Origin of the sequence: Nonomuraea sp. NPDC049646 (genome assembly GCF_044465525.1) — a bacterium.
GTDB lineage: Bacteria > Actinomycetota > Actinomycetes > Streptosporangiales > Streptosporangiaceae > Nonomuraea.
Window position 1 is genome coordinate 165708 of record NZ_JBITLU010000016.1, and the last position, 20478, is coordinate 186185.

A 20478-nucleotide genomic window follows, 5' to 3' on the forward strand; every position below is an offset into this window, starting at 1 on the left:
CGATTGGGCGGGCCTGACACGCTAGGTGGAGGTCACGAAAAGGGCGATCCGACGTCCGAGTTCGGCGCCGGCGTCCTCCTGGAGGAAGTGGCCGGCGCCGGCGATCACCGGATGGGACAGCCCGGCCGTGCCCGCGACGGCCTTGAGCATGATGGGCGCCATGCCGCCGGTGATGGGGTCGCCGTCGGAGAAGGCCACCAGGAACGGGCGGTCGAGCGTGGTGAGGATCTGCCAGGCAGCGCGGTTGGCGGGCGCGGCGGGGTCGTCGGGCGTGGTCGGCACGAGCCCGGGCAGGGCACGCGGGCCCGCTTTGTACGACTCGTCCGGGAACGGCGCGTCGTAGGCCGCCCGCACCTCGTCGCTGAGACGCGTCCGGCAGCCCGCCTGGACCAGCCGGGCGATGTCCAGCGTGGGGGCGGTGGCCACGGTGTCCCTGAAGCGGTGCCAGACGTCGGGCATGGGAATGTCACCCGAGGGCAACCCCGTGTTGGCGGCCACGATCCTGGCCACGCGCTCGGGGTGCTCGGCGGCGATCCGCAGCCCGATCAGGCCGCCCCAGTCCTGGCCGACGACGGTGACGCGGTCCAGGGCCAGCGCGTCGAACAGCAGCGCGCGGGTCCACTCGACGTGCCTGGCGTAGGTGTGGTCGGCGGGGTCCACGGGCTTGTCCGAGCGGCCGAAGCCGATCAGGTCGGGGGCGATCGCGCGCAGCCCGGCCGCGGCCAGCTCGCGCATGACGTGGCGGTAGAGGAAGGACCAGCTCGGCTCGCCGTGCAGCAGGACGACCGGCTCGCCGTCCGCCGGGCCGGCCTCGACGTAGGCCATGCGCGGGCCGTCCGGCAGGTCGGCGTGGCGGGGCTCGTAGGGGAAGTCGGGGAGGTTCGCGAAACGCTCTTCGGGGGTGCGCAGGGTCCGCATAGAACAAAACTCTATTCACCGGCGCTGGTGCCTGCCGGGGAACTCGCCGACGAGCACCTGCTTGGGGGTGACGCGCAGCACGTCGGGACCGGCCAGGGCGATGCCGCGCACCTCCACCCAGAACCGCCGCTGCAACGGGTCGGCCGCGAACACCGCCACGCGCGGGTCGGCCGCCACGCCCTCCCACGCCTCGGGCCCGGCGATCAGCCGCAGCTCGCCGGCGGAGGTGACGGACCCGGCCGCGCCCACGACCCGGGGGCCCGCGGGGTCGCCGTAGGACAGGACGAGGCTCCTGGCGTAGGAGAACGCCTGGCGCGCCTCCGGGGTCAGGGTCACCGAGGGCGCGCCGCCCATGGGCAGGTCGCACATGACGAGCGAGGCCCGCCAGGGCCCCGGCGCGCCGCGCCACCACGCGCGCAGGGCGCGGGCCGCGAACACCGCCATCGCCGCGCCGAGCGCGCCCATCCCCGCCCGCCAGGCCCAGGCCGACCCCAGCGCGCCGCCGGCCGCGCAGCCGAGGGCGGCGAGCGCCACGAGGACCCCGGCGGCCAGCAGCCAGCCGTCGCCCCCGCGGCGGGCCCGCAGCCAGGCCCGCAGCATCGGGAACGGCACCGCCACCGCGGCCACCGCGGCCCGCGGCTCGACCGCCAGCGCCCCGCCGACCAGCGGCACCAGCACCGACCAGGTCCTGATGAGCACGATCCACAACGTCACGCCGGCGTTCCTGGCCGCCGTGCGCTCGCCCGGGACGCGCGCCAGCTCGGCCAGCGCGGGCATCGGCCGCCCCCGCCACGACTCGGCCAGCACCCGGACGACCGTCAGCGCCGGCCACATCAGCACCACGATCCCGGCCAGCCCGGCCCAGACCGGATCCCGCCAGGACGGCGCCGCCGGCACCGCGCCCAGCAGCAGCCACCCCGCGAACGCCGGCACCGACAACCCCGCCGACACCACGGCCGCGCCCAGCCAGGGATCGCGCCCGGCCATGGCCGGCACGTACGCCCAGACCCCCACCCGCCGCGCCTGCCGGACGGTCAGCGGCACCAGCGCGGCCAGCGCGGCGAACCCGCACCACCGGGCCCACCCCGCGGCGTCGAGGGCCAGCGCGGCCGCCGTGACGGCGATCGTGGCCACGGCGAGCAGCAGCCGGGCCTGGCGCGCCCACACCTCCAGCGCCCGCCTGGCCCGTCCCGTCTGGCGCGGGTCGACCGGCCAGGCGGGGTCGTGGTGCGGGCGCGGACGGTCCCAGCGCAGCAGGCACAGCGCCAGGTTCACGCGGGCCTGCGGATGGGCCGGAGCCGTGGCGAGCGCGGCGCGGTAGGCCCGCCCGGCCCGCGGATGGTCGCCGCGCAGCAGCGCCAGGTCGCCGAGCAGGACCTCGGGGTCGGCCTCCTCGGGGGCGAACCGGGCGGCCAGCACGGCGTCGGCGACCGCCGCGGGCCAGCGGCCGGGGATCCGGCGGGAGATCGCGGCCAGGCGCAGGCGGGCGGACCAGGAGCCGGGCGCGAGGTCCACCGCGCGTTCGGCCGGGGGGAGGGCGTCGGCGTCGCGGCCCTGGCGTTCGTGGGCCAGGCTGATGAGGCGGCAGGCCCATTCGTCGCCGGGGTCGAGGTCGGCCGCCCGGCGCGCGGCTTCCAGCGCCGACTCGGGACGGCCCGCGTTCAGCCTGGTCAGGGCCTCGGTGCACCACTCGCGTGAGGACTTATCGGAAATATCATCTTTACCGGCACTTCCAGCGTTCCCCACGGCTCCCATGATCGGGTGACGGATGGAGGTTGGGTAGATCCGGACATATGGCTGTATCTCACTAGAGAGGTGGGGGCCGTCGCGGATCGGCCCATACCGCTATGCCGAGCGCCTGGCATGGCCTAAGCTGCCACGCAAGCCGGAGTGGAGAGCCGCGGCAGCAGAGGGCGCGAGACCGCCCCCCGCGAGTTCCCCCGCTTTCGACCGTTCTGCACGTGCAGGCCCTGGTGACCGGATCGGCCTGCAAGGAGGCCCATGACCGTCACCCAGGCCGCACCCCTCGTACGGCGTGCCGATCGCCCGCGACGGGACAACCGCTGGGCCGTCCTCGTGCTGCTCTGCCTGAGCCTGCTCCTGATCACGGTCGACGCCACCGTCCTGCACATCGCGGTGCCCGCGCTCACGGCCGCGCTCGAACCGTCCTCCGTCGAGCTGCTGTGGATCATCGACAGCTACTCGCTCGTCGTCGCGCCGTTGCTCATCGTGTTCGGCACGCTCGGCGACCGCTACGGCCGCAAGCGGCTGGTCCTGGGCGGGTTCGTGCTGTTCGGCCTGGCCTCGGCGGGAGCGGCGTTCGCGCCCACGCCGCTGACCCTGATCCTGGCCAGGGCGCTGCTCGGCGTCGGCGGCGCCATGATCATGCCGGCCACGCTCTCGCTGATCCGCCAGGTGTTCACCGACCGGCGCGAGCGGGCGGTCGCGCTCGGCGTCTGGAGCGCGGTCGCCGCGGCCGGGGCGGCGGTGGGGCCGCTGATCGGCGGCGTGCTGGTCGGCCTCTGGTGGGGCGCGGTCTTCCTGATCAACGTGCCGATCCTGCTGGTGCTGCTGCCCCTGGCCGTCCGGATGCTGCCGGAGTCGCCGCTGCGCAGGGAGCGCCCCTGGGACGCGACGAGCGCGGTGTTGTCGGTGCTCGGCCTGCTCGCCCTGGCCTTCGGGCTGAAGGAGGCCGGGTCGGGGACGCTGCTGCCGTTCTGGGCCTCGGCGCTGGTCTTCCTCGGCGGCGCGGGGCTGCTGGTCGCGTTCGTCCGCCGCCAGTCCCGGCTGCCGGCGCCGCTGCTGGAGCTGGCCCTGTTCCGGCGGCGCGAGTTCACCACCGGCGTGGCCGGCGTGCTGCTGGGCGTGTTCGCGCTGGTCGGGCTCCAGCTCATGCTGGCCCAGTACCTGCAACTCGTGCTGGGCGACAGCCCGGTGCGCGCGGCGGTCAGGATGCTGCCGCTGGTGCTGTCGGCCGTCACCGGCGGCCTCGCGGCGGCCCACATCCTGCCCAGGATCGGCATGCGGGCCACGATGAGCGGCGGGCTCGGGCTCGTCGCGCTGGCCCTGACGCCCACGCTGGGCTGGGGCGTCGAGGGCCATCCGGTGATGCTGGCGGTCTGTTTCGTGGGCATCGGGTTCGGCGTGCAGGTGGCGCTGCTGGCCGCCTCCGACACGATCATGTCCGCGGTGCCCGAGTCCCGCGCCGGCGGGGCCGCGGCCATCGAGGAGACCGCGTACGAGCTGGGCGCGGGCCTCGGCGTCGCCGTGCTCGGCACGATCACCACGCTCGCCTACGCGCCCGCCCTGCCCGCCGTGCCCGGCGTGTCGGCGGGCGGCATGGACCAGGCCAGGCAGTCGCTGGCCGGAGCCGCCCACGTCGCCCGCGAGATCGGCGGCAGCACCGGCGACGCGCTGCTCGACGCCGCTCGCTGGGCCTTCGTCGGCGCCCTGCACACGACCGTGGTCGTCAGCGTCGTCCTGCTCGGCCTGACCGCCGTAGCGGTGGCCATGCTGCTCAGCCGTGATTGAGGTGTGCCGGGCCCCGGACAGGGCAGACAAACATCGTGAAACAGGCCCTGCGTGATGTCGCCGCCTTAGTCGCCCGCGTCGGCGTGGGCGGCATCTTCTTCGCCAACGGCTGGACCAAGCTGGAGGACGGGCTCACCGCCACCGGCGCGAAGTTCCTCCAGCAGGGCGCGCCCGCGCCCGGCGCGTGGGCCACGGTCACCATGCTCACCGAGCTGATCGGCGGCGCGTTGCTGATCGCCGGGCTGGGGGTCGCCGTCACCGGGCTGATCCTGTTCGCCGAGGCGCTGGGCGTCTTCCTGGTGGCCCCACCGCTCAACCCCATCAGCATGAACGAGCTGATCCTGCTCGGGGCCGCCGCCATCCTGCTCGCCGTCGTGGGCGCCGGACGGCTGTCGGTCGACCACATGGTGGTGATCCGCAGGAGGGAGACGGAGGCGGCCAACGAGTTCGCCGCCGACGCCGAGGCCGACCGGGTCATCGCCTCGCTGCGCGACGCCGACGCGCCCGCCCGCCAGTCGAAGCCCGCCGAGGACGCCGTCCCGCAGGCAGGGGAGACCGGTCAGCAGACCGAGGAGAGCGGGCAGCAGGACGGGGACGCGCCCTCGCCCATGACGGACACCATGCCGCACCCCCGGCCCCGCACGCGGCCCGCCGGCCCGCCGGCCGCCGAGGAGCCCGCGCCGGCCCCCGTGCCCGGCGACACGCTGGTGGCGGGCCGCAAGAAGCCCGCGCCCCGCGGACGCCGTCCCTCAGCGGACGGCTGAGCGCGCGGGCACGCGCAGCGCCCCCTGGGTGAGCGCGATGGCCGCCAGGATGACCAGCGCGCCCACCGGCTGGTTCCAGGTGATCGTCTCGTCGAGCAGCAGCACGCCGGAGGCCACCGCGAACACCGGCAGCAGGTACGTCACCGTCGAGGTCGTCGTCACGCCCGCCAGGGCCTGGACCCGGTACAGCAGCAGGTAGGCCACGCCCGTGCCGAGGCCGCCGAGGCCCAGCAGGCTCCACCAGACCTCGGCGGGCGCCGCGGTGTCCACCAGCGGCACGCCCGCCACCAGCGTGATCACCGCGAGCTGGGCCGCGCCGGTCAGGAGCTGCCCCGCGGCCAGCACCACCGGCGGCTCGGACCGCCGCCCGGTGATGAAGCGCCCCATGTACGCCCCGCCGATCCCGTAGCAGAGCGCCGCCCCGAAGCAGGCCAGGCTGCCGCCGAGCTGCCCGCCCGCCATGGGCTGCCACACCCCGAGCACCACCATGACGCCGGCGAACCCGAGCCCGAGCCCGGCCGCCCGCGCGGCGGTCGCCCGCTCGGCGCGCAGCACCAGGGTGAAGGCCAGGGTGCACAGCGGCGTGGTGGCGTTCCAGATCGCGGCGACGACGGAGGAGACGTACTGCTCGCCGTAGGCGAACAGGGTGAAGGGCAGCGTGGTGAGCACGACGGAGGCGATCTGGAAGTGCCCCCACAGCCGCGGGTCGCGGGGGAGCGGCCGCCTGGTCAGCGCGAGCGCGACCAGCAGGGTGGCCGCGCCGACCGCCATGCGGCCGAACGACACCTGCAACGGGTGCAGCGCGCCCACGGCGATCTTGATGAAGAAGAAACTGTTGCCCCAGATGGCGGCCAGCAGCAGGAACGCGGGCAGCCACCTCCCCGTGGCCTCGCTGCGCACGTACGCCTCCTGTAGATGAACCATCGAGGAGCGTAGCGGTCAGAACCGACAATTGGGAGAAGTCACATGTCTGCGGTGAGCCGGGCCACCACCCGCATCTTGTTCATCGCGTCCAGCGCCGCCACCTTGTACGACTCCGCCAGCGTCGGGTAGTTGAACACCGCGTTGACCAGGTAGTCGACGGTCCCGCCGCAGCCCATCACGGTCTGGCCGATGTGCACCAGCTCGGTGGCCCCCGTGCCGAACACGTGCACGCCGAGCAGCCGCCGGTCCTCGGAGGAGACCAGCAGCTTGAGCATCCCGTACGAGTCGCCGATGATCTGTCCCCTGGCCAGCTCCCGGTAGCGCGAGATGCCCACCTCGAACGGGATCCGGTCGCGGGTCAGCTCGTCCTCCGACTTCCCGACGAAGCTGATCTCGGGGATCGTGTAGATGCCGATGGGCGGCAGCTCCCGCAGCTCGGCCACGGGTTCGCCGCAGGCGTGCTGGGCGGCCACCCGGCCCTGCTCCATCGAGGTGGCGGCCAGCGCCGGGAAGCCGATCACGTCACCGACGGCGTAGATGTGCGGCACGGCGGTGGCGTAGTGCTCGTCCACCCGGATCCGGCCGCGGTCGTCGGCGGCCAGCCCGGCGGCCTCCAGGTTCAGCTCGGCCGTCCTGCCCTGGCGTCCGGCCGAGTACATGACGCAGTCGGCCGGGATGCGCTTGCCGCTCTCCAGCAGGGTCAGCGCGCCGCGCGCACGGCGTTCGACGGCGGCGACGTGCTCGCCGAAGCGGAAGGTCACCGCCAGGTCGCGCAGGTGGTACTTGAGCGCCTCGACGATCTCCAGGTCGCAGAACTCCAGCATGCGCTCGCGCCGTTCGACCACCGTCACCTTGGTGCCGAGGGCGGCGAACATGGAGGCGTACTCGATGCCGATGACCCCGGCGCCGACCACGACCATGGTCTCGGGCACCCGGTCCAGGTGCAGGATGGCGTCGGAGTCGATGACCGTGCGCTCGTCGAACTGCACGCTGTCCGGACGGGCGGGGGAGGTGCCGGTGGCGATCACGATCCGGTCGGCGGTGACCTTGCGCTCCTCGTCGCCGCTGATCCCGATGGTGTGCGGGTCGAGGAAGCGTCCGGTGCCGGGCAGGAGCGTGACGTGGTTGCGGCCGAGCTGGCTGCGGATCACCTGGATCTCGCGGCCGATCACGTGCTGGGTGCGCATCCCGAGGTCGGCGACCGTGATCTCGTCCTTGACGCGGTAGCTGGCGCCGTACAGCTCGCGCTGGTTGAGGCCGGTGAGGTAGAGGACCGCCTCGCGCAGCGTCTTGGACGGGATCGTGCCGGTGTTGATGCAGACGCCGCCGATCATGTTCCGTTTCTCGACGACGGCGACGCGCCGGCCCAGCTTCGCCGCCGCGATGGCGGCCTTCTGCCCGCCGGGACCGGAGCCGAGCACCAGCATGTCGTAGTCCGCCACACCGCCCAGTGTGAGCGCGCGGGGTGACCGGCGGAAGGCCCGTCGGCGAGACTGCGCGTATGCAACGTGCATTCCGTCAGGTCGACGTGTTCACCTCCGTCCCTTATCGCGGCAACCCGCTCGCGGTCGTGCTCGACGGCCAAGGGCTGGACACCGAGGAGATGCGGCGCTTCGCCGCCTGGACGAACCTGTCCGAGACGACGTTCGTGCTGCCCCCGACCGTGCCCGGGGCCGACTACCGGGTCCGGATCTTCACCGGGGGCGGCGAGCTGCCCTTCGCCGGGCACCCCACGCTCGGCACCTGCCACGCCTGGCTGGAGGGCGGCGGCCGGCCGCGCGACGCGGCGGAGATCGTCCAGGAGTGCGACGCCGGGCTGATCCGGGTGCGCAGGACCGCCGACGGGCTCGCCTTCGCCGCGCCCGAGCTGGTGCGGTCGGGGCCGGTCGAGGAGGAGCTGGCCGAGCGGCTGGCCGAGACCCTGCGCATCGGGCGCGAGCGCATGGTGGCCGTCGAGTGGGCCGACAACGGGCCCGGCTGGGTGGTGGTGCTGCTCGCCGCCGCCGAGGAGGTGCTGGCGCTGCGGCCGGGCGCGATCGAGCACATGGTCGGCGTGGCGGGGCCCTGCCCGGAGGGCTCGCCGTACGCCTACGAGGTGCGGGTGTTCGCCCCCGATGTCGAGGATCCGGTGACCGGCAGCCTGCACGCGTCCCTGGCGCAGTTCCTGCTGCGCACGGGGCGGGCGAAGGCGCCGTACACGGCGGGGCAGGGGACCGTGCTGGGCCGGGCGGGGCGCGTGCGGATCACCGCCGACGAGCGGGACGTGTGGGTCGGCGGATCGGTCGTCACCTGCGTCAGCGGCCAGGTCGCGTTGTGAAGCGCACCTCGTCGCCGGGCCGCAGTTGCGCCGCGACCGGCAGGTCGGCCTGCCGCACCACCGCGATCACCGGGTAGCCGCCCGTGGGCGGGTGGTCGGCGAGGAACACGATCGGCTGCCCGCTCGGCGGCACCTGCACCGCCCCGGTGACCATGCCCTCGCTCGGCAGCTCGCCCTTCCTGGCCCGCCTCAGCTCGGGCCCGTGCAGGCGCACCCCGACGCGGTTGCTGTCCTGGCTCACCGCGTACGGCCCCCCGCACAGCGCCTCCAGCGCCCCGGGGACGAACCAGTCGTCCCGCGGCCCGGCGAGCACCCGCAGCACGGCGGGCGCGGGCCCCGGCGGCGGCGCCAGGTCCACCGAGATCTCCCCGGCGGCGGACCCGCCCACCGGCAGCAGCGTCCCGGCCCGCAACGGCTCGGGGCCGAGCCCCGACAGCGAGTCGGTGGACCGGCTGCCCAGCACCGGCTCGACCGCGATGCCGCCGCGCACCGCCACGTACGTGCGCAGCCCCCACTCCGGCGCCCCCAGCCGCAGCTCGCCCCCCGGCGGCACCCAGAACGGCGCCCCCATCCGCGCCTCCGCCGGCGCGCCGGTCAGCGCCGCCCACGCGCCCACGTGGAAGCGCAGCCGCGCCAGCCCGAACGTCACCTCGATGCCCGCCGCGTCCTCGCGGTTGCCCACCAGCCGGTTGGCCAGCCGCAGGCTCGGCGCGTCGGCCGCCCCCGAGCACGGGACGCCCAGATGGGCCAGGCCGGGCCGCCCCAGGTCCTGGACGCTGGCGTAAGGGCCGGGCGCGATCACCTCGATCATGCGCGCTCGAACCGCACGCGCATCCCCGGCCGGAACAGCGACGGCGGCTCGGCCGTCACGTCCCAGACCCGCGTCGCCGTGCGCCCCAGCAGCCGCCACCCGCCGGGGGAGGCGGTCGGGTAGACCGCCGAGTACGGCCCCGCGACCGCCACCGAGCCGGCCGGCACCGACGTGCGGGGCGTGTCCAGCCGGGGCAGTTCCAGCACCGGGTCGAGCCCGGTCAGATAGGCGAACCCCGGGGCGAACCCCAGCCACCCGACCACCAGCTCGCGCCCGGTGTGCCGGGCGACCACCTCCTCGGCCGAGATCCCGGCCAGCGCCGCGACGGAATCGAGATCGGCCCCGTCATAGACGACGGGAATCGTCACCGCGGGCCCGGCCGGAGCTTCCGCAGCCGCCGCTCCGGGGGCCGATTCCGTCAGGGCCGCCAGCCTGGCCCGCAACCGCTCCCGGTCGGCGCCCGGCGCCACCACCAGCACGGTCTCCGGCCCCGGCACGACCTCCACGACCCCCTCGGGCCGCTCGGCCCGCAGCGCAGCGTCGAGCCGGTGTGAGGCCGCCAGCGACCCGGTCTCGACGAGCAGCGCGTGCTCCCCCGCCGCACGGATCACGCGAACGCCTGCAGGACCACTCCGGCCGCCAGCAGGTCGTTGCGCACGGCACGGGCCAGCCCGACGGCGTCAGGGGTGTCTCCGTGGACGCACAGCGACCGGGCGGAGACCGGCACCGGACTGCCGTCGACGGCCGTCACAGAGCCCTCCAGGGCCATCCTGCGGGCCCGCGCGGTCACCGCCGCGACGTCGTGGATGACCGCGCCCGCCTCGCGCCGCGGCACCAGCGCCCCCGCCGCCGTGTACGCCCGGTCGGCGAACGCCTCGCTCACCGTCGGGACGCCCGCCGCCGCGGCCACCTCGTGCACCGCCGAGACCGGCAGCGTGAGCACCGGCAGCGTCGGGTCGTAGTCGGCGACGGCGTCGATCACCGCCGCCGCCTGCACCTCGTCGCGGCAGACCCGGTTGTACAGCGCGCCGTGCGGCTTGACGTAGGAGACCCGGCCGCCCATCGCCCTGGCGATGCCGTCGACGGCCGCGAGCTGGTAGAGCACCTCGGCGCACAGCTCCTCGGGCTCCACCTCCATCTCCCTGCGGCCGAAGTGGGCCAGGTCGCGGTAGGACACCTGGGCGCCGATCGACACGCCGCGGTCGACGGCCGCGGCGCACGTGCGCCTGATCGTCACCGGGTCGCCCGCGTGGAAGCCGCAGGCGACGTTGGCGCTGGTGACGATGTCGAGCAGCGCGAGGTCGTCGCCGAGCCGCCAGATGCCGAAACCCTCACCGAGGTCGGCGTTGAGGTCGATCACCATCCCCCCATCATGGCGCAGCGTCACCTCGGCGCGACGAACAACGTCTGAGTCGCCGCACCGACTTCGCCGCGCTCGTCGTACAGGGTGGTGCGGGTCAGGCCGCGGCCGGCGGGGCCGATCGCGGTGGCCGCGTCCATGCAGGTCCATTCGCCCACCGGCGTGCGGAACAGCGAGATCGTCAGGTCGACGTTGACGAACACGTGGGTGGCGAAGTCGACGGCCGGGCTCACGCCGTTGCCGCTGTCGGCGAAGGCGGCCAGCCGTTCGAACGGGGTGATCTCCTCGCCCTCCACCAGCGGCACGGCCAGCCTGCCCCACACCGTGGCCGGGCCGGGCAGCATCGGGCCGCCGCGGGCGAAGCGCCAGTCGAACGCCCTGCCGTAGCCGAAGCCCGACACCAGGTAGGAGGCCGCGTGCGCGGGGGAGGGCGGCGGCACGGGCGCGGGCGGCCCGGCGGCCGGCGTGGCGGGCGTGTCGGCCTCGCGGATGCGCCACGCGGTGGCCCTGGCGTACTCGCGCCCGCCGGACAGCACGGCCGCCGACAGGCACTGCACCCGCTTGCCGTCGCGGACGACGTCGGTGACGACCTCCAGCTCGGCCACGGGCACCGGGGCGAACACGTCGACCGCCAGCCTGGACAGCGCCAGGCCGGGCAGGGGCGCGGTGCGGTCGAGCTCGTGGACGATCAGGGCCGTCACCGGGCCCATGTGCTGGGAGCCCGGGTCCCAGGGCCCCTGGGTGTGCTCGGAGGCGAGGTAGCGGCCCATGGCCAGCCGGCGGTACATCGACATGGGACGGACCCTAGATCTCGTCGGGGATGTCGGCGATGTCGTCGAGGGCCGCGGCCAGCTCGTCGGGGTCGCCGCCGATGCGCTCGGCGATCTCGATCAGCACATGGAGCACGTCGTGGCGGTCGTGGCCGAGGTCGAGCAGGCGCTGGGCGGCCTCCCACAGCTGGGGCGGGTCGCCGTCCCACAGCCGGGTCGCGATCTCCTCGTGCCAGGCCAGGTGCTCCTGGTCGATCACGCCGCCGTGGTCGATCTCCAGTAAGGTGCGCCGGTCGGCCTCGTCGGCCGGGTTGAGCCGGTCGAGGTCGATGCCGTTGTGCACGCCCTGCAGGTAGGGGAACGCGAACACCCGCCTGGCCAGCGCCGACAGGTCGCCGTCGGGCAGCAGCCGCTCCAGCAGCGGCCGGTCGAGCCCGAACGACGTCGGGTCGCGGTAGGCCTCGGGGAACTTGCCGGTGGCCTCCCACACCGCGTCGAGCGTGGCCTTGAGCCCCTGCTCGGGCAGGCCGGTGCGGCGCGCGGCGAAGCGCACCCACGCCGACAGCACGTGCGGCATCGCCTCCTGCTCGGCCACGCTCAGCATCACCTTGCGCGGCAGCCAGTCGAGCAGGAACGTCTCGCACTTGGTCGGGCTGACCCGCAGCGGCCGGTTGAAGTCGCGCTCGCAGCCGTAGTCGATGATGTGGTCGGCGCAGCGCGAGGCCGCCGACGGGTCGGACAGGTGCTCGGCGGCGTCGGAGGCCAGGAACTCGGCGGCCAGCATGGCCCGCCGCTCCCGGCTGTAGGGCGCCTCGATGTGCAGCGGCGCCGGACGTTTGCGGCCCGGCGGCAGCGCCTTGAGCCGGGCGCGGGCGAAGGCGTGGTAGGCGCTGTAGCTCTCGCTCACCGGCGGCGGCGTCTTGGGCTCCCTGGTGGCCTTCATGGCCGACTCCAGCAGCGCCCTGGCCTGCTCGGGCTGGATCTCCTCGAACAGCAGCATCGGGTTGCCCGCCGCCTCGGCCCTGGCCTGCTCCAGCAGCTTGTCGACGTGCGAGGACACCCACGCGTCGCGGGCCATGCCGCTCATGTTGTGGTCGACGACCACGACCAGCGCGTGCCGGTCGCTCGGCGCCGATGCCTCGTTCCAGCGGTAGGCGAACGTGCAGATCACCGTGTCCTGGTCGCCGTAGGCGTCGCGGGAGACGTAGCAGCCGGTGGGCTTGACCGCGCCGACCTTGTCGGCCCAGCCCGGCCTGGCCACGCCCGACTCCATCATCGCCAGCGCCGCGCCCTCGGCCTTGGCGCCCTGGCGGGCGGTGCCCAGGTAGGCCAGGCACACCAGCAGCGTCAGGGAGGCCGGGGTGCCGGCCTTGGCCGCGTAGTCGACCAGGCCCTCCCCGAGGACCTGCTCCACGTCACCGCCCCTGACCCGCCTGCCCCACCAGGCCCCGATCATGTCCGAGACCATCAGTTCCGCGTCGAGAGGGCTGCGCACCGCGAGCAGCTCGCGGGCCGCCTGCACCATCTCCTGGAACACGTCGTCGGGCGGGCTGCTCTCCCGGGGATCTCGTCGGTGTCGGCGCACGCCCTCACTCTCTCGTATTCCAGGCGCAAACGGTGAAGAGAACTCGGCCTGGTGACCCCGATGTTATCGGTGGAGCCGCGATCAGCGGGGACTTCGGGGCGGCGGGGCGGAGTTCACGATGGCGAGCAGGTGCTCGCGCGCGATGCGCTCCACGACCTCCGGCGTGGCCGGGACGCCGAGATGCTCGGCGCACGCGCACACGTCGGCCACGCACCGGTCGATCGTGTCCACGGGTACGGTCAGGAACTCTTCGGCCAGCCGGAGACTGACCGGCTCCCTGAGGAAGCGTGTGGCCAGAGCGAGCATAGATGTGAGATTCCTCTGGAGACCCGGGAGCAAACCCCCAGGAACGTATGCAGGGTGACTTGCGCTCCCATTTCATCTTTTCTCGGCCTTGTGTCAAGGCTCTGAGGCGCCTGTGTTCGCTTCTCGTGCAAAGCTGTTTCCATGCGCATCCAGCTCGCCCAGCGGGACGAGGCAGACGAGCTCCTCGGCCGCAGCCCGCTCGCCCTGCTCGTCGGCATGCTGCTCGACCAGCAGATTCCCATGGAATGGGCGTTCACTGGGCCGTACACCATCTCCGAGCGCCTGGGGCACGACCTGACCGCCGAGGAGATCGCCGCCTGCGACCCCGAGGCGTTCGCCGAGCTCCTGGCGCAGAAGCCGGCCGTGCACCGTTACCCCAAGTCGATGGCCGCCCGCGTCCAGCAGCTCGCGGCCTACCTCGTCGAACACTACGACGGGCGGCCCGAGCTCATCTGGAGCGACGCGGCCGACGGGAAAGACTTGTTGAAACGACTGCAGGCCCTTCCGGGATACGGCAAGCAGAAGGCCCAGATCTTTTTGGCATTGCTGGGCAAGCAGCTGGGGGTCCAGCCGTCAGGCTGGCGTGAGGCAGCCGGACTCTACGGCGAGGAGGGGTCATACCGTTCGGTCGCCGACGTGGTCGACACCGACAGCCTGGGCCGGGTGCGCGCCGCCAAGCAGGAGGCCAAGCGCGCGGCCAAGGGCGAGTAACCTGATCTTGCTGCGCAATGTGGAGCGACTTTGACAGGATGCGTTGACCCTTATGGCGACCGGGCGGCGGCGGGGGCTTCCGTCGGCGCATGCCCATCGCCGATGATGTACTGCAGAATCCGGTCGCCCGGAGCTGCGCTACGCCGATACACAGTTATGGAGATGTGCCGCGTGGGAGACCCTGGCACGCGACGGAGGTGCCGACCATGAGCGCCGAGACCTCCGTTCCCCGTCCCCGGGAGTCGGATGTGGACATCTCAGACTCCGCCCTGTTCAAGGGCATGCTGTCGGAGGCCGAGTTCGCCTTCGCGTTCTTCGACGGCGATGGCCGCGTCCAGCGGGTCAACGACGTGTTCAGCGACGTCGTCAGCGTGCCCGCCGAGCGCCTGGTGGGCCGCTCGCCGGTCGAGGTGCTGACGGCCGACCTGAGCCAGATCATCACCCACGCCGTCCAGGCCGTCATCGAGAGCGACGCGCCGGTCACCGAGGGCCGCGTGCGGGTGCGGTCCGCCGAGGGCGACACCCGCCACTGGTCGCTGTCGTTCTCGCCGGTCCACGACGAGGCGGGCGAGCTGCGCGCCATCGCGCTGGTCGGCCTCGACGTGACCGAGAGCCGGCAGACCGAGGAGGCCCTGCGCCGCAGCGAGGAGCGTTACCGCTCGCTGGTCGAGGCGCAGTCCCAGCTCGTCTGGATCACCTCGCCCACGGGCGCCGTCGTCGAGGACGCGCCCCAGTGGCGCGCGATCACCGGCCAGGGGCTGGAGGAGTACCTCGCCAACGGCTGGTTGGAGGTCGTCCACCCCGAGGAGCGCCAGCAGACCGAGGAGGCCTGGCGGGAGGCGCTGCGCGGCCGCACGATGTTCGAGTGGAACTACCGGGTCCGCACCCGGGCCAGCGGCTACCGCCACTTCGAGGTGCGCGCGGTGCCGATCATCAGGCACGGCAGGGTCGTGGAGTGGGTCGGCGCCAACACCGACGTCACCCCGCAGCGCGAGGCCGAGGAGATGCGCGGCAGGCTGACCGACCAGCTCGGCGCCGCCGCCCTGCGCACCGCGCGGCTCCAGGGCGCCACGGCCCAGCTCGCCGAGGCCCTGACGGTCGAGCAGGTCGTTCAGGTCATCATCGACGTCGGCCGCACCGCGCTGGCCGCCGACCGCTCGGCCGTGGCGCTGCTCGACACCGACCGCGCCGCGCTCAAGCTGGTCAACGGCGAGGGCATCCCCGAGGTCCAGGGCTCGGGCGACGAGATCCCGCTGTCGCACTCCAACGTGATGACGATGGCCGTCAACAGCCGCCGTCCGGTCTTCGCCGAGTCGCCCGAGTCGCTGAAGGCCCAGCTGCTGGAGGCCGGCGACGACGAGGAGGCCCTCGCCGGGTTCATCAGCCAGGGCGACGAGCGCGCCTGGGTCGGTCTGCCGCTGCTGGCCGCCGGCCGGGCGCTCGGCGCGCTGCGCTTCTCGTTCACGCGCCCGCAGAAGATCTCCCAGGAGGACGGCGTCTTCCTGGAGGCGCTGGCCGGGCAGTGCGCCCTGGCCGTCGAGCGGGCCACGCTCTTCGAGCGCGAGCACCGCACGGCCGAGACGCTGCAGCGCAGCCTGCTGCCCGACCGCCTGCCCGTGGTCAAGGGCCTGGTGCTGGCCCAGCGCTTCCGTTCCGGCAGCCGCCACGTCCAGGTCGGCGGCGACTGGTACGACGCGTTCGTCCTGCAGGACGGGCGTGTCGCGGCGGTCGTCGGCGACGTCATGGGCAAGGGCGTCAAGGCCGCGGCGGGCATGGGCCGCATCCGCAACGCCATGCGGGCGCTCGCGCTCACCAACCCGCCGCCCGCCGCCGTGCTCACGGGCCTCGACCGGGTCTTCGAGGCCACGGAAGAGGAGGAGCAGGTCACCACGCTGGCCTACATGGTCGTCGAGCCGGTCACCGGCGAGGGCACGCTGGCCATGGCCGGCCACCCGCCGCCCGTCCTGGTCTCGCCCCAGGGCACGGCGATCCTGTGCGACGCCGAGCCCGGCACGCCGCTGGGCTGGCCGACCAGCCGCCGGCAGTTCCGGTTCGTGGTGCCGCCGGGACACACCGCGGTGCTCTACTCAGACGGTCTCGTGGAGAACAGGAAGCGAGGACTTGACGCCGGTCTCGCAGAGATTTGCAGTGTTGTGACCGAAGCGCCGCCTGAGGTGGTCAGCAGTCCGCACATGTTGCTGGACTTCCTGGTTGACCGGATGTTGTCTGGATATGAACAGGATGATGACGTTACCGCGCTCGCAATTCACGTCCCGCCGGCCACGAAGAGTGACTGAATGAAACAGTCATAACGGTTGCTTTCGGGTATCAGTGCCCCGCTTACGTACGCACTACTGTCTTGGTCGGCCTAGGGTGGAGGACAACCGCCGGGAGGTGGCCGTATGGAGTGCGGGGTCGTGCCACAATGCTGTGTCAGGTCCGTCGCGCTTCGCACGGCCTCACCGATCTCCGAGAGAGGCAACAGCCCCCAGCGGGCATCTGGGTCCATTGTCGCCACGCGTTCGTTCGAGAGGTGTTCGTGTCGCCTGCAAGTTCGACTCGCTCGAAGCCACAAGAGCTGAACGAGCCCGTCATTCAGCGACTGCTCGAGCGTGGGCGCTCGCAGGGTTTCCTCGAGTCTGAGGATGTCCGTCAGGCCTTCGAGGAGGCGGACATCCCCATGTCGCACGCCGCCGCGTTCTTGCGGAACCTCAGCAAAGAGGGCGTGACCGTGGTGGTGACCGCCGCGGATTCGGCTGCGCCGAAGAAGTCTCGTGGTCCAGCAAAGCGCCGCACCGCTGCCCCCGTCAAGACCAAGACGGCAGCGGCCGCCAAAGAGCAGCAGCCCGAGACCGTGACCGCGGTCGTGGGCGCCGCTGAGGCCGAGCCGGCCGCCAAGAAGCCGGCTCCGGCCAAGAAGGCCGCTCCCGCTCCGAAGAAGGCGGCTCCGGCCGCCGCCAAGAAGGCCAAGCCAGAAGTCAGCGCTGGGCCTGCCGAGACCAAGCCGAAGGCACCCGAGGGCCTCAAGGCGACCGACGCGGACGACGACGACGATCTCGAGCTCGACGGCGACGTGGAGCTTGAGGACCTTGAGGACCTCGAGGTCGACGACATCGTGGCCGAGGACGACGCCGACTCCGAGGGTGACTCCGACTCCGACGACGACTCCGACGACGAGCCCAAGGCCGCCGACGTCGCCGCCGTCACCGCGGACAAGACCGAGGACGAGGTCCTCATCCTGTCCGACGACGACGACGACGCCCCGGTCGCCCAGGTGGCCGCCGCCGGTGCCACCGCCGACCCGGTGAAGGACTACCTCAAGCAGATCGGCAAGGTCCCCCTGCTCAACGCCGAGCAGGAGGTCGAGCTGGCCAAGCGCATCGAGGCCGGTCTGTTCGCCGAGGAGCAGCTCGGCGGCGGCGAGACCGAGAGCCTGCCGGTCGACGTCCGGGCCGAGCTCGAATGGATCGCCGAAGACGGCCGCCGGGCCAAGAACCACCTGCTGGAGGCCAACCTCCGGCTCGTGGTCTCGCTGGCCAAGCGCTACACCGGGCGCGGCATGCTGTTCCTCGACCTGATCCAGGAGGGCAACCTCGGCCTGATCAGGGCCGTGGAGAAGTTCGACTACACCAAGGGCTACAAGTTCTCCACCTACGCCACGTGGTGGATCCGGCAGGCGATCACGCGTGCCATGGCCGACCAGGCGCGGACCATCCGCATCCCGGTCCACATGGTCGAAGTGATCAACAAGCTGGCCCGCGTCCAGCGGCAGATGCTGCAGGACCTCGGCCGCGAGCCCACGCCGGAAGAGCTGGCCCGCGAGCTGGACATGACGCCCGAGAAGGTCGTCGAGGTCCAGAAGTACGGCCGCGAGCCCATCTCCCTCCACACCCCGCTGGGTGAGGAGGGCGACAGCGAGTTCGGTGACCTCATCGAGGACTCCGAGGCCATCGTGCCGGCCGACGCCGTCAGCTTCACGCTGCTGCAGGAGCAGCTGCACTCCGTTCTCGACACGCTGTCGGAGCGGGAGGCGGGCGTCGTGTCCATGCGGTTCGGCCTCACCGACGGGCAGCCGAAGACGCTCGACGAGATCGGCAAGGTCTACGGGGTCACCCGTGAGCGCATCCGCCAGATCGAGTCGAAGACCATGTCCAAGCTGCGTCACCCGTCCCGGTCCCAGGTCCTGCGCGACTACCTGGACTAGGAGCCACCTCGTCGATCGCCCCGTCCGGAACCCTCCGGGCGGGGCGATCGCCGTTTCCGGAGGTGGCCCCGCCTCAGGCCGGGTCGGTGACGTGCACGTCGAGGAGCCATGGGCGGTTCGCCCGCGCGGGCTCGGCGAGATCGACCGTCCAGCCCAGGTTGCCGAGGGTCTTGGCCAGCTCGCCGGGCGTGCCGGGGGCCTCCTCCTGCTGGAGCAGGACGCGGGCGATCTCGCCCCGGGTGGCCTTGGCCATGTGGCTGACGACCTTGCCGTCGCGGAAGACGCGTACCGACACCGACCGGTCGCCGGGCTGCCACGCCCCCGCGTACGTGGCCGAGCGCAGGTCCACCACCAGCCCCGGCATCCGGTCCAGCTCCTTGGCCAGGTGCGTGCGCCAGTAGGCGGCCAGGCCGCCCAGCGGCGGCAGGCTGACGCCCATCGACAGGCGGTACGGGGGCACCCGGTCGGAGACACGCAACACGCCCCACAGGCCGGAGAAGATCAGCACGGCCTCCTCCGCCCGAGCCCTGGCGGCCTCGTCCAGGGTGTTCAGGCCGAGATTGTCGTACAGAACGCCGGTGTAGAGGTCGGCGGCGGGAAGGGTGGGGGCGGTCCGCAACGCCGTGTTCTTGGCCGCCTCGCCCGCCAGACCGGGCGTCAGCCCGAGCACCTGCGCGGCGTCGCGGCGCTTGGAGGCCCGGATGAGCGCGGTCACGACCCGCTTGCGGGCACGGTCGAGCTTGGGGAAGGACAGCTCGCCGAGCGGCGGACCGCTCCCCTCGGCGGCCTTTCCCTCGGACGGCGGCAGCAGAATCAGCACAACCCCACACCCTAACGGGCCGGTCAGAGGGTGTTCGCGCTGGTCGGCTAGGCTGCGCGGATGAACGTCGACCTGCTGGTGCACCAGGCGTGGCCGGCCTACGAGCAGCGTGTCCACGACGGCTGGGTGCTGCGTTGCGCCGGCGGCGTGACCAAACGGGCGAACTCGGTGCTCGCCCTGAACGCCCCCGCCGACCTGGAGGCCGCGATCGGCGCCGCCGAGGCGTTCTACGGCGAGCGGGGACAGAGCTGCGCCTTCTCCGTCGGCCCCGGCACCTGGGCCGGGCTGGACGCCGAGCTGGCCCGCAGAGGGTACGAGCTGGTCGACCCGACGGTCATCATGGCCGGATCGCCGTCGGCCGAGCCGGGCGGCCCGGTGCGGATCGAGGACCGTCCGTGGCCGGAATGGCTGGAGACCTGGTGGTCCGTGGACGGCCGGTACGGCGCCGGCCTGGCGGAGGCCACCCGCATCTGCACCGGCGTGCCCGCCTGGTACGGGGCCGTCGAGGAGGACGGCGTGCCGGTCGCGGTCGGCCGGGTCGTGCCGCAGGGGGACACAGCGGGCGTCTTCTGCATGGCGACGTTGCCACGGGCCCGGCGACGCGGGCTGGCCCGTACGGTGCTGCGTGCCCTGACCGGGCACGCCGGGGCGAAGAGCGCGTACCTGGTCACCACCGAGCCCAACCACGGGGCTCAGGCCCTGTACCGCGCCGAGGGTTTCGAAACCATAGGCCGATACCACTACCGCGTCCGCACACCTTGACCCAGGCCGTACGAACGCCCTGAACCACACCGCATGCGGAGGGTCGAGACATCGGCGCGCGCGGCCCCCTGGCCCCGTGCGGCCGGCTGGTGTACGGGAGCACGGCCTGGCCCTAGCCTGCATGCGACCTGGACCACCGCCTGGGCACCCCGGCCGCTGCCTGCCCTCGGCCTGGACGAGGGGCGTGCGCGCAGCCTGAACGGTGTCGCGTGCGGAGGATGGGACTCCGGCGCTCCTCCAGCCCTCCCACCCCGTGCGGAAGGCCTGTGCACGAGGGCACGGCCTGGCCTTTCCTTGCATACGGCCCTGGTTCACCGCCTGCGCGATCCGGCCACTAGATGCCCTCGGCCTGGACCCAGGGGTGTGCGCAGCCTGAACCGTGCCGCGTGCGAAGGGTTGCGACTGCGGCGGCCCTCTGACCACCGTGCGGAGGGCCGATGTACGACGGGCGCGGGCTCGGGTCGCCGCCTGCGTGTGACCCCAGCCATCGCTTGTGTGACCCCAGCCATCGCTTATGTGACCCCAGCCAACGCCTGTGTGTGACCTCAGCCATCGCCTGCGCGACCCCTAAGCAAGCCCCTGCGTGTGCCCCCGCCACCGCCTGCGTGTCTCCTGGACAACCGCCTGCGCGGGTGTGAACGCAGAACGGCGACCCCGGCGTGGTGTGCCGGGATCGCCGAACTGGTCGTGCAATA

18 protein-coding genes are annotated in these 20478 nt (G+C 73.0%); 7 read left to right on the forward strand and 11 right to left on the reverse strand.

Annotation, left to right across the window (positions count from 1 at the left end; all coding sequences use genetic code 11):
• Positions 1-21: 21 nt before the first annotated feature.
• Positions 22-918: a haloalkane dehalogenase gene (locus ACIBQ8_RS38770; RefSeq protein ID WP_397178052.1), complete on the reverse strand. Its 897-nt coding sequence runs from the start codon at positions 916-918 to the stop codon at positions 22-24.
• Between the two features lie 15 nt (positions 919-933).
• The gene (locus ACIBQ8_RS38775; protein WP_397178051.1) at positions 934-2673 is read right to left on the reverse strand and encodes a tetratricopeptide repeat protein; all 1740 of its coding nucleotides are present in this window, start codon (positions 2671-2673) and stop codon (positions 934-936) included.
• A 246-nt stretch (positions 2674-2919) separates the two neighbouring features.
• Here ACIBQ8_RS38775 and ACIBQ8_RS38780 point away from each other — a divergent pair, with 246 nt between their 5' ends.
• Together ACIBQ8_RS38780 and ACIBQ8_RS38785 are read left to right on the forward strand one after the other, a co-directional pair.
• On the forward strand, positions 2920-4449 hold the full coding sequence (locus tag ACIBQ8_RS38780) for an MFS transporter (protein ID WP_397178050.1): 1530 nt from the start codon (positions 2920-2922) through the stop codon (positions 4447-4449).
• Positions 4450-4484: 35 nt separating this feature from the next.
• Positions 4485-5213 carry a DoxX family protein gene (locus ACIBQ8_RS38785; RefSeq protein ID WP_397194540.1) on the forward strand — a complete coding sequence of 243 codons (729 nt, stop codon included), beginning with the start codon at positions 4485-4487 and terminating at the stop codon, positions 5211-5213.
• Here the strand turns inward: ACIBQ8_RS38785 and ACIBQ8_RS38790 are convergent.
• Both ACIBQ8_RS38790 and sthA read right to left on the reverse strand, forming a co-directional pair.
• A complete protein-coding gene (locus tag ACIBQ8_RS38790) occupies positions 5199-6137 on the reverse strand; it encodes a DMT family transporter (protein WP_397194541.1) in 939 nt (312 codons plus the stop codon). The genes ACIBQ8_RS38785 and ACIBQ8_RS38790 overlap by 15 nt on opposite strands.
• A 38-nt stretch (positions 6138-6175) precedes the next feature.
• Positions 6176-7579 carry a Si-specific NAD(P)(+) transhydrogenase gene (gene sthA, locus ACIBQ8_RS38795; protein WP_397178047.1) on the reverse strand — a complete coding sequence of 468 codons (1404 nt, stop codon included), beginning with the start codon at positions 7577-7579 and terminating at the stop codon, positions 6176-6178.
• Positions 7580-7638: 59 nt separating this feature from the next.
• Between sthA and ACIBQ8_RS38800 the strand changes: the two genes are divergently transcribed.
• Positions 7639-8454: a PhzF family phenazine biosynthesis protein gene (locus tag ACIBQ8_RS38800; protein ID WP_397178046.1), complete on the forward strand. Its 816-nt coding sequence runs from the start codon at positions 7639-7641 to the stop codon at positions 8452-8454.
• Here the strand turns inward: ACIBQ8_RS38800 and ACIBQ8_RS38805 are convergent.
• From ACIBQ8_RS38805 to ACIBQ8_RS38830, 6 genes are all read right to left on the reverse strand, one after another.
• On the reverse strand, positions 8432-9265 hold the full coding sequence (locus ACIBQ8_RS38805; protein WP_397178045.1) for a biotin-dependent carboxyltransferase family protein: 834 nt from the start codon (positions 9263-9265) through the stop codon (positions 8432-8434). The genes ACIBQ8_RS38800 and ACIBQ8_RS38805 overlap by 23 nt on opposite strands.
• Positions 9262-9876, reverse strand: a complete 615-nt coding sequence (locus ACIBQ8_RS38810) for an allophanate hydrolase subunit 1 (protein ID WP_397178044.1) — start codon at positions 9874-9876, stop codon at positions 9262-9264. The genes ACIBQ8_RS38805 and ACIBQ8_RS38810 overlap by 4 nt, the downstream gene beginning before the upstream one ends.
• Positions 9873-10628 carry a LamB/YcsF family protein gene (locus tag ACIBQ8_RS38815; protein ID WP_397178043.1) on the reverse strand — a complete coding sequence of 252 codons (756 nt, stop codon included), beginning with the start codon at positions 10626-10628 and terminating at the stop codon, positions 9873-9875. Before ACIBQ8_RS38815 ends, ACIBQ8_RS38810 begins: the two co-directional genes overlap by 4 nt.
• Before the next feature lie 20 nt (positions 10629-10648).
• Positions 10649-11419, reverse strand: a complete 771-nt coding sequence (locus ACIBQ8_RS38820; RefSeq protein WP_397178042.1) for a thioesterase family protein — start codon at positions 11417-11419, stop codon at positions 10649-10651.
• 10 nt (positions 11420-11429) lie between these two features.
• Positions 11430-12920 (reverse strand): hypothetical protein, encoded by a 1491-nt coding sequence (locus tag ACIBQ8_RS38825; RefSeq protein WP_397178184.1) that lies wholly within the window; start codon positions 12918-12920, stop codon positions 11430-11432.
• A 141-nt stretch (positions 12921-13061) separates the two neighbouring features.
• Positions 13062-13286, reverse strand: a complete 225-nt coding sequence (locus ACIBQ8_RS38830) for a hypothetical protein (protein WP_352357735.1) — start codon at positions 13284-13286, stop codon at positions 13062-13064.
• 141 nt (positions 13287-13427) lie between these two features.
• Here ACIBQ8_RS38830 and ACIBQ8_RS38835 point away from each other — a divergent pair, with 141 nt between their 5' ends.
• From ACIBQ8_RS38835 to ACIBQ8_RS38845, 3 genes are all read left to right on the forward strand, one after another.
• Entirely contained in the window at positions 13428-13997 is a 570-nt protein-coding gene (locus ACIBQ8_RS38835; protein WP_397178041.1) for an HhH-GPD-type base excision DNA repair protein, read from the forward strand.
• A 206-nt stretch (positions 13998-14203) separates the two neighbouring features.
• On the forward strand, positions 14204-16294 hold the full coding sequence (locus ACIBQ8_RS38840) for a SpoIIE family protein phosphatase (RefSeq protein WP_397178040.1): 2091 nt from the start codon (positions 14204-14206) through the stop codon (positions 16292-16294).
• A gap of 242 nt (positions 16295-16536) precedes the next feature.
• Positions 16537-18201: an RNA polymerase sigma factor gene (locus ACIBQ8_RS38845; protein ID WP_397194542.1), complete on the forward strand. Its 1665-nt coding sequence runs from the start codon at positions 16537-16539 to the stop codon at positions 18199-18201.
• A 73-nt stretch (positions 18202-18274) separates the two neighbouring features.
• Here ACIBQ8_RS38845 and ACIBQ8_RS38850 read toward each other — a convergent pair whose 3' ends face one another.
• Positions 18275-19021, reverse strand: coding sequence for a YaaA family protein (locus tag ACIBQ8_RS38850; protein WP_397194543.1), 747 nt, complete (start codon positions 19019-19021; stop codon positions 18275-18277).
• 60 nt (positions 19022-19081) lie between these two features.
• Between ACIBQ8_RS38850 and ACIBQ8_RS38855 the strand changes: the two genes are divergently transcribed.
• Positions 19082-19783 carry a GNAT family N-acetyltransferase gene (locus ACIBQ8_RS38855; protein ID WP_397194544.1) on the forward strand — a complete coding sequence of 234 codons (702 nt, stop codon included), beginning with the start codon at positions 19082-19084 and terminating at the stop codon, positions 19781-19783.
• Positions 19784-20478 lie beyond the last annotated feature (695 nt).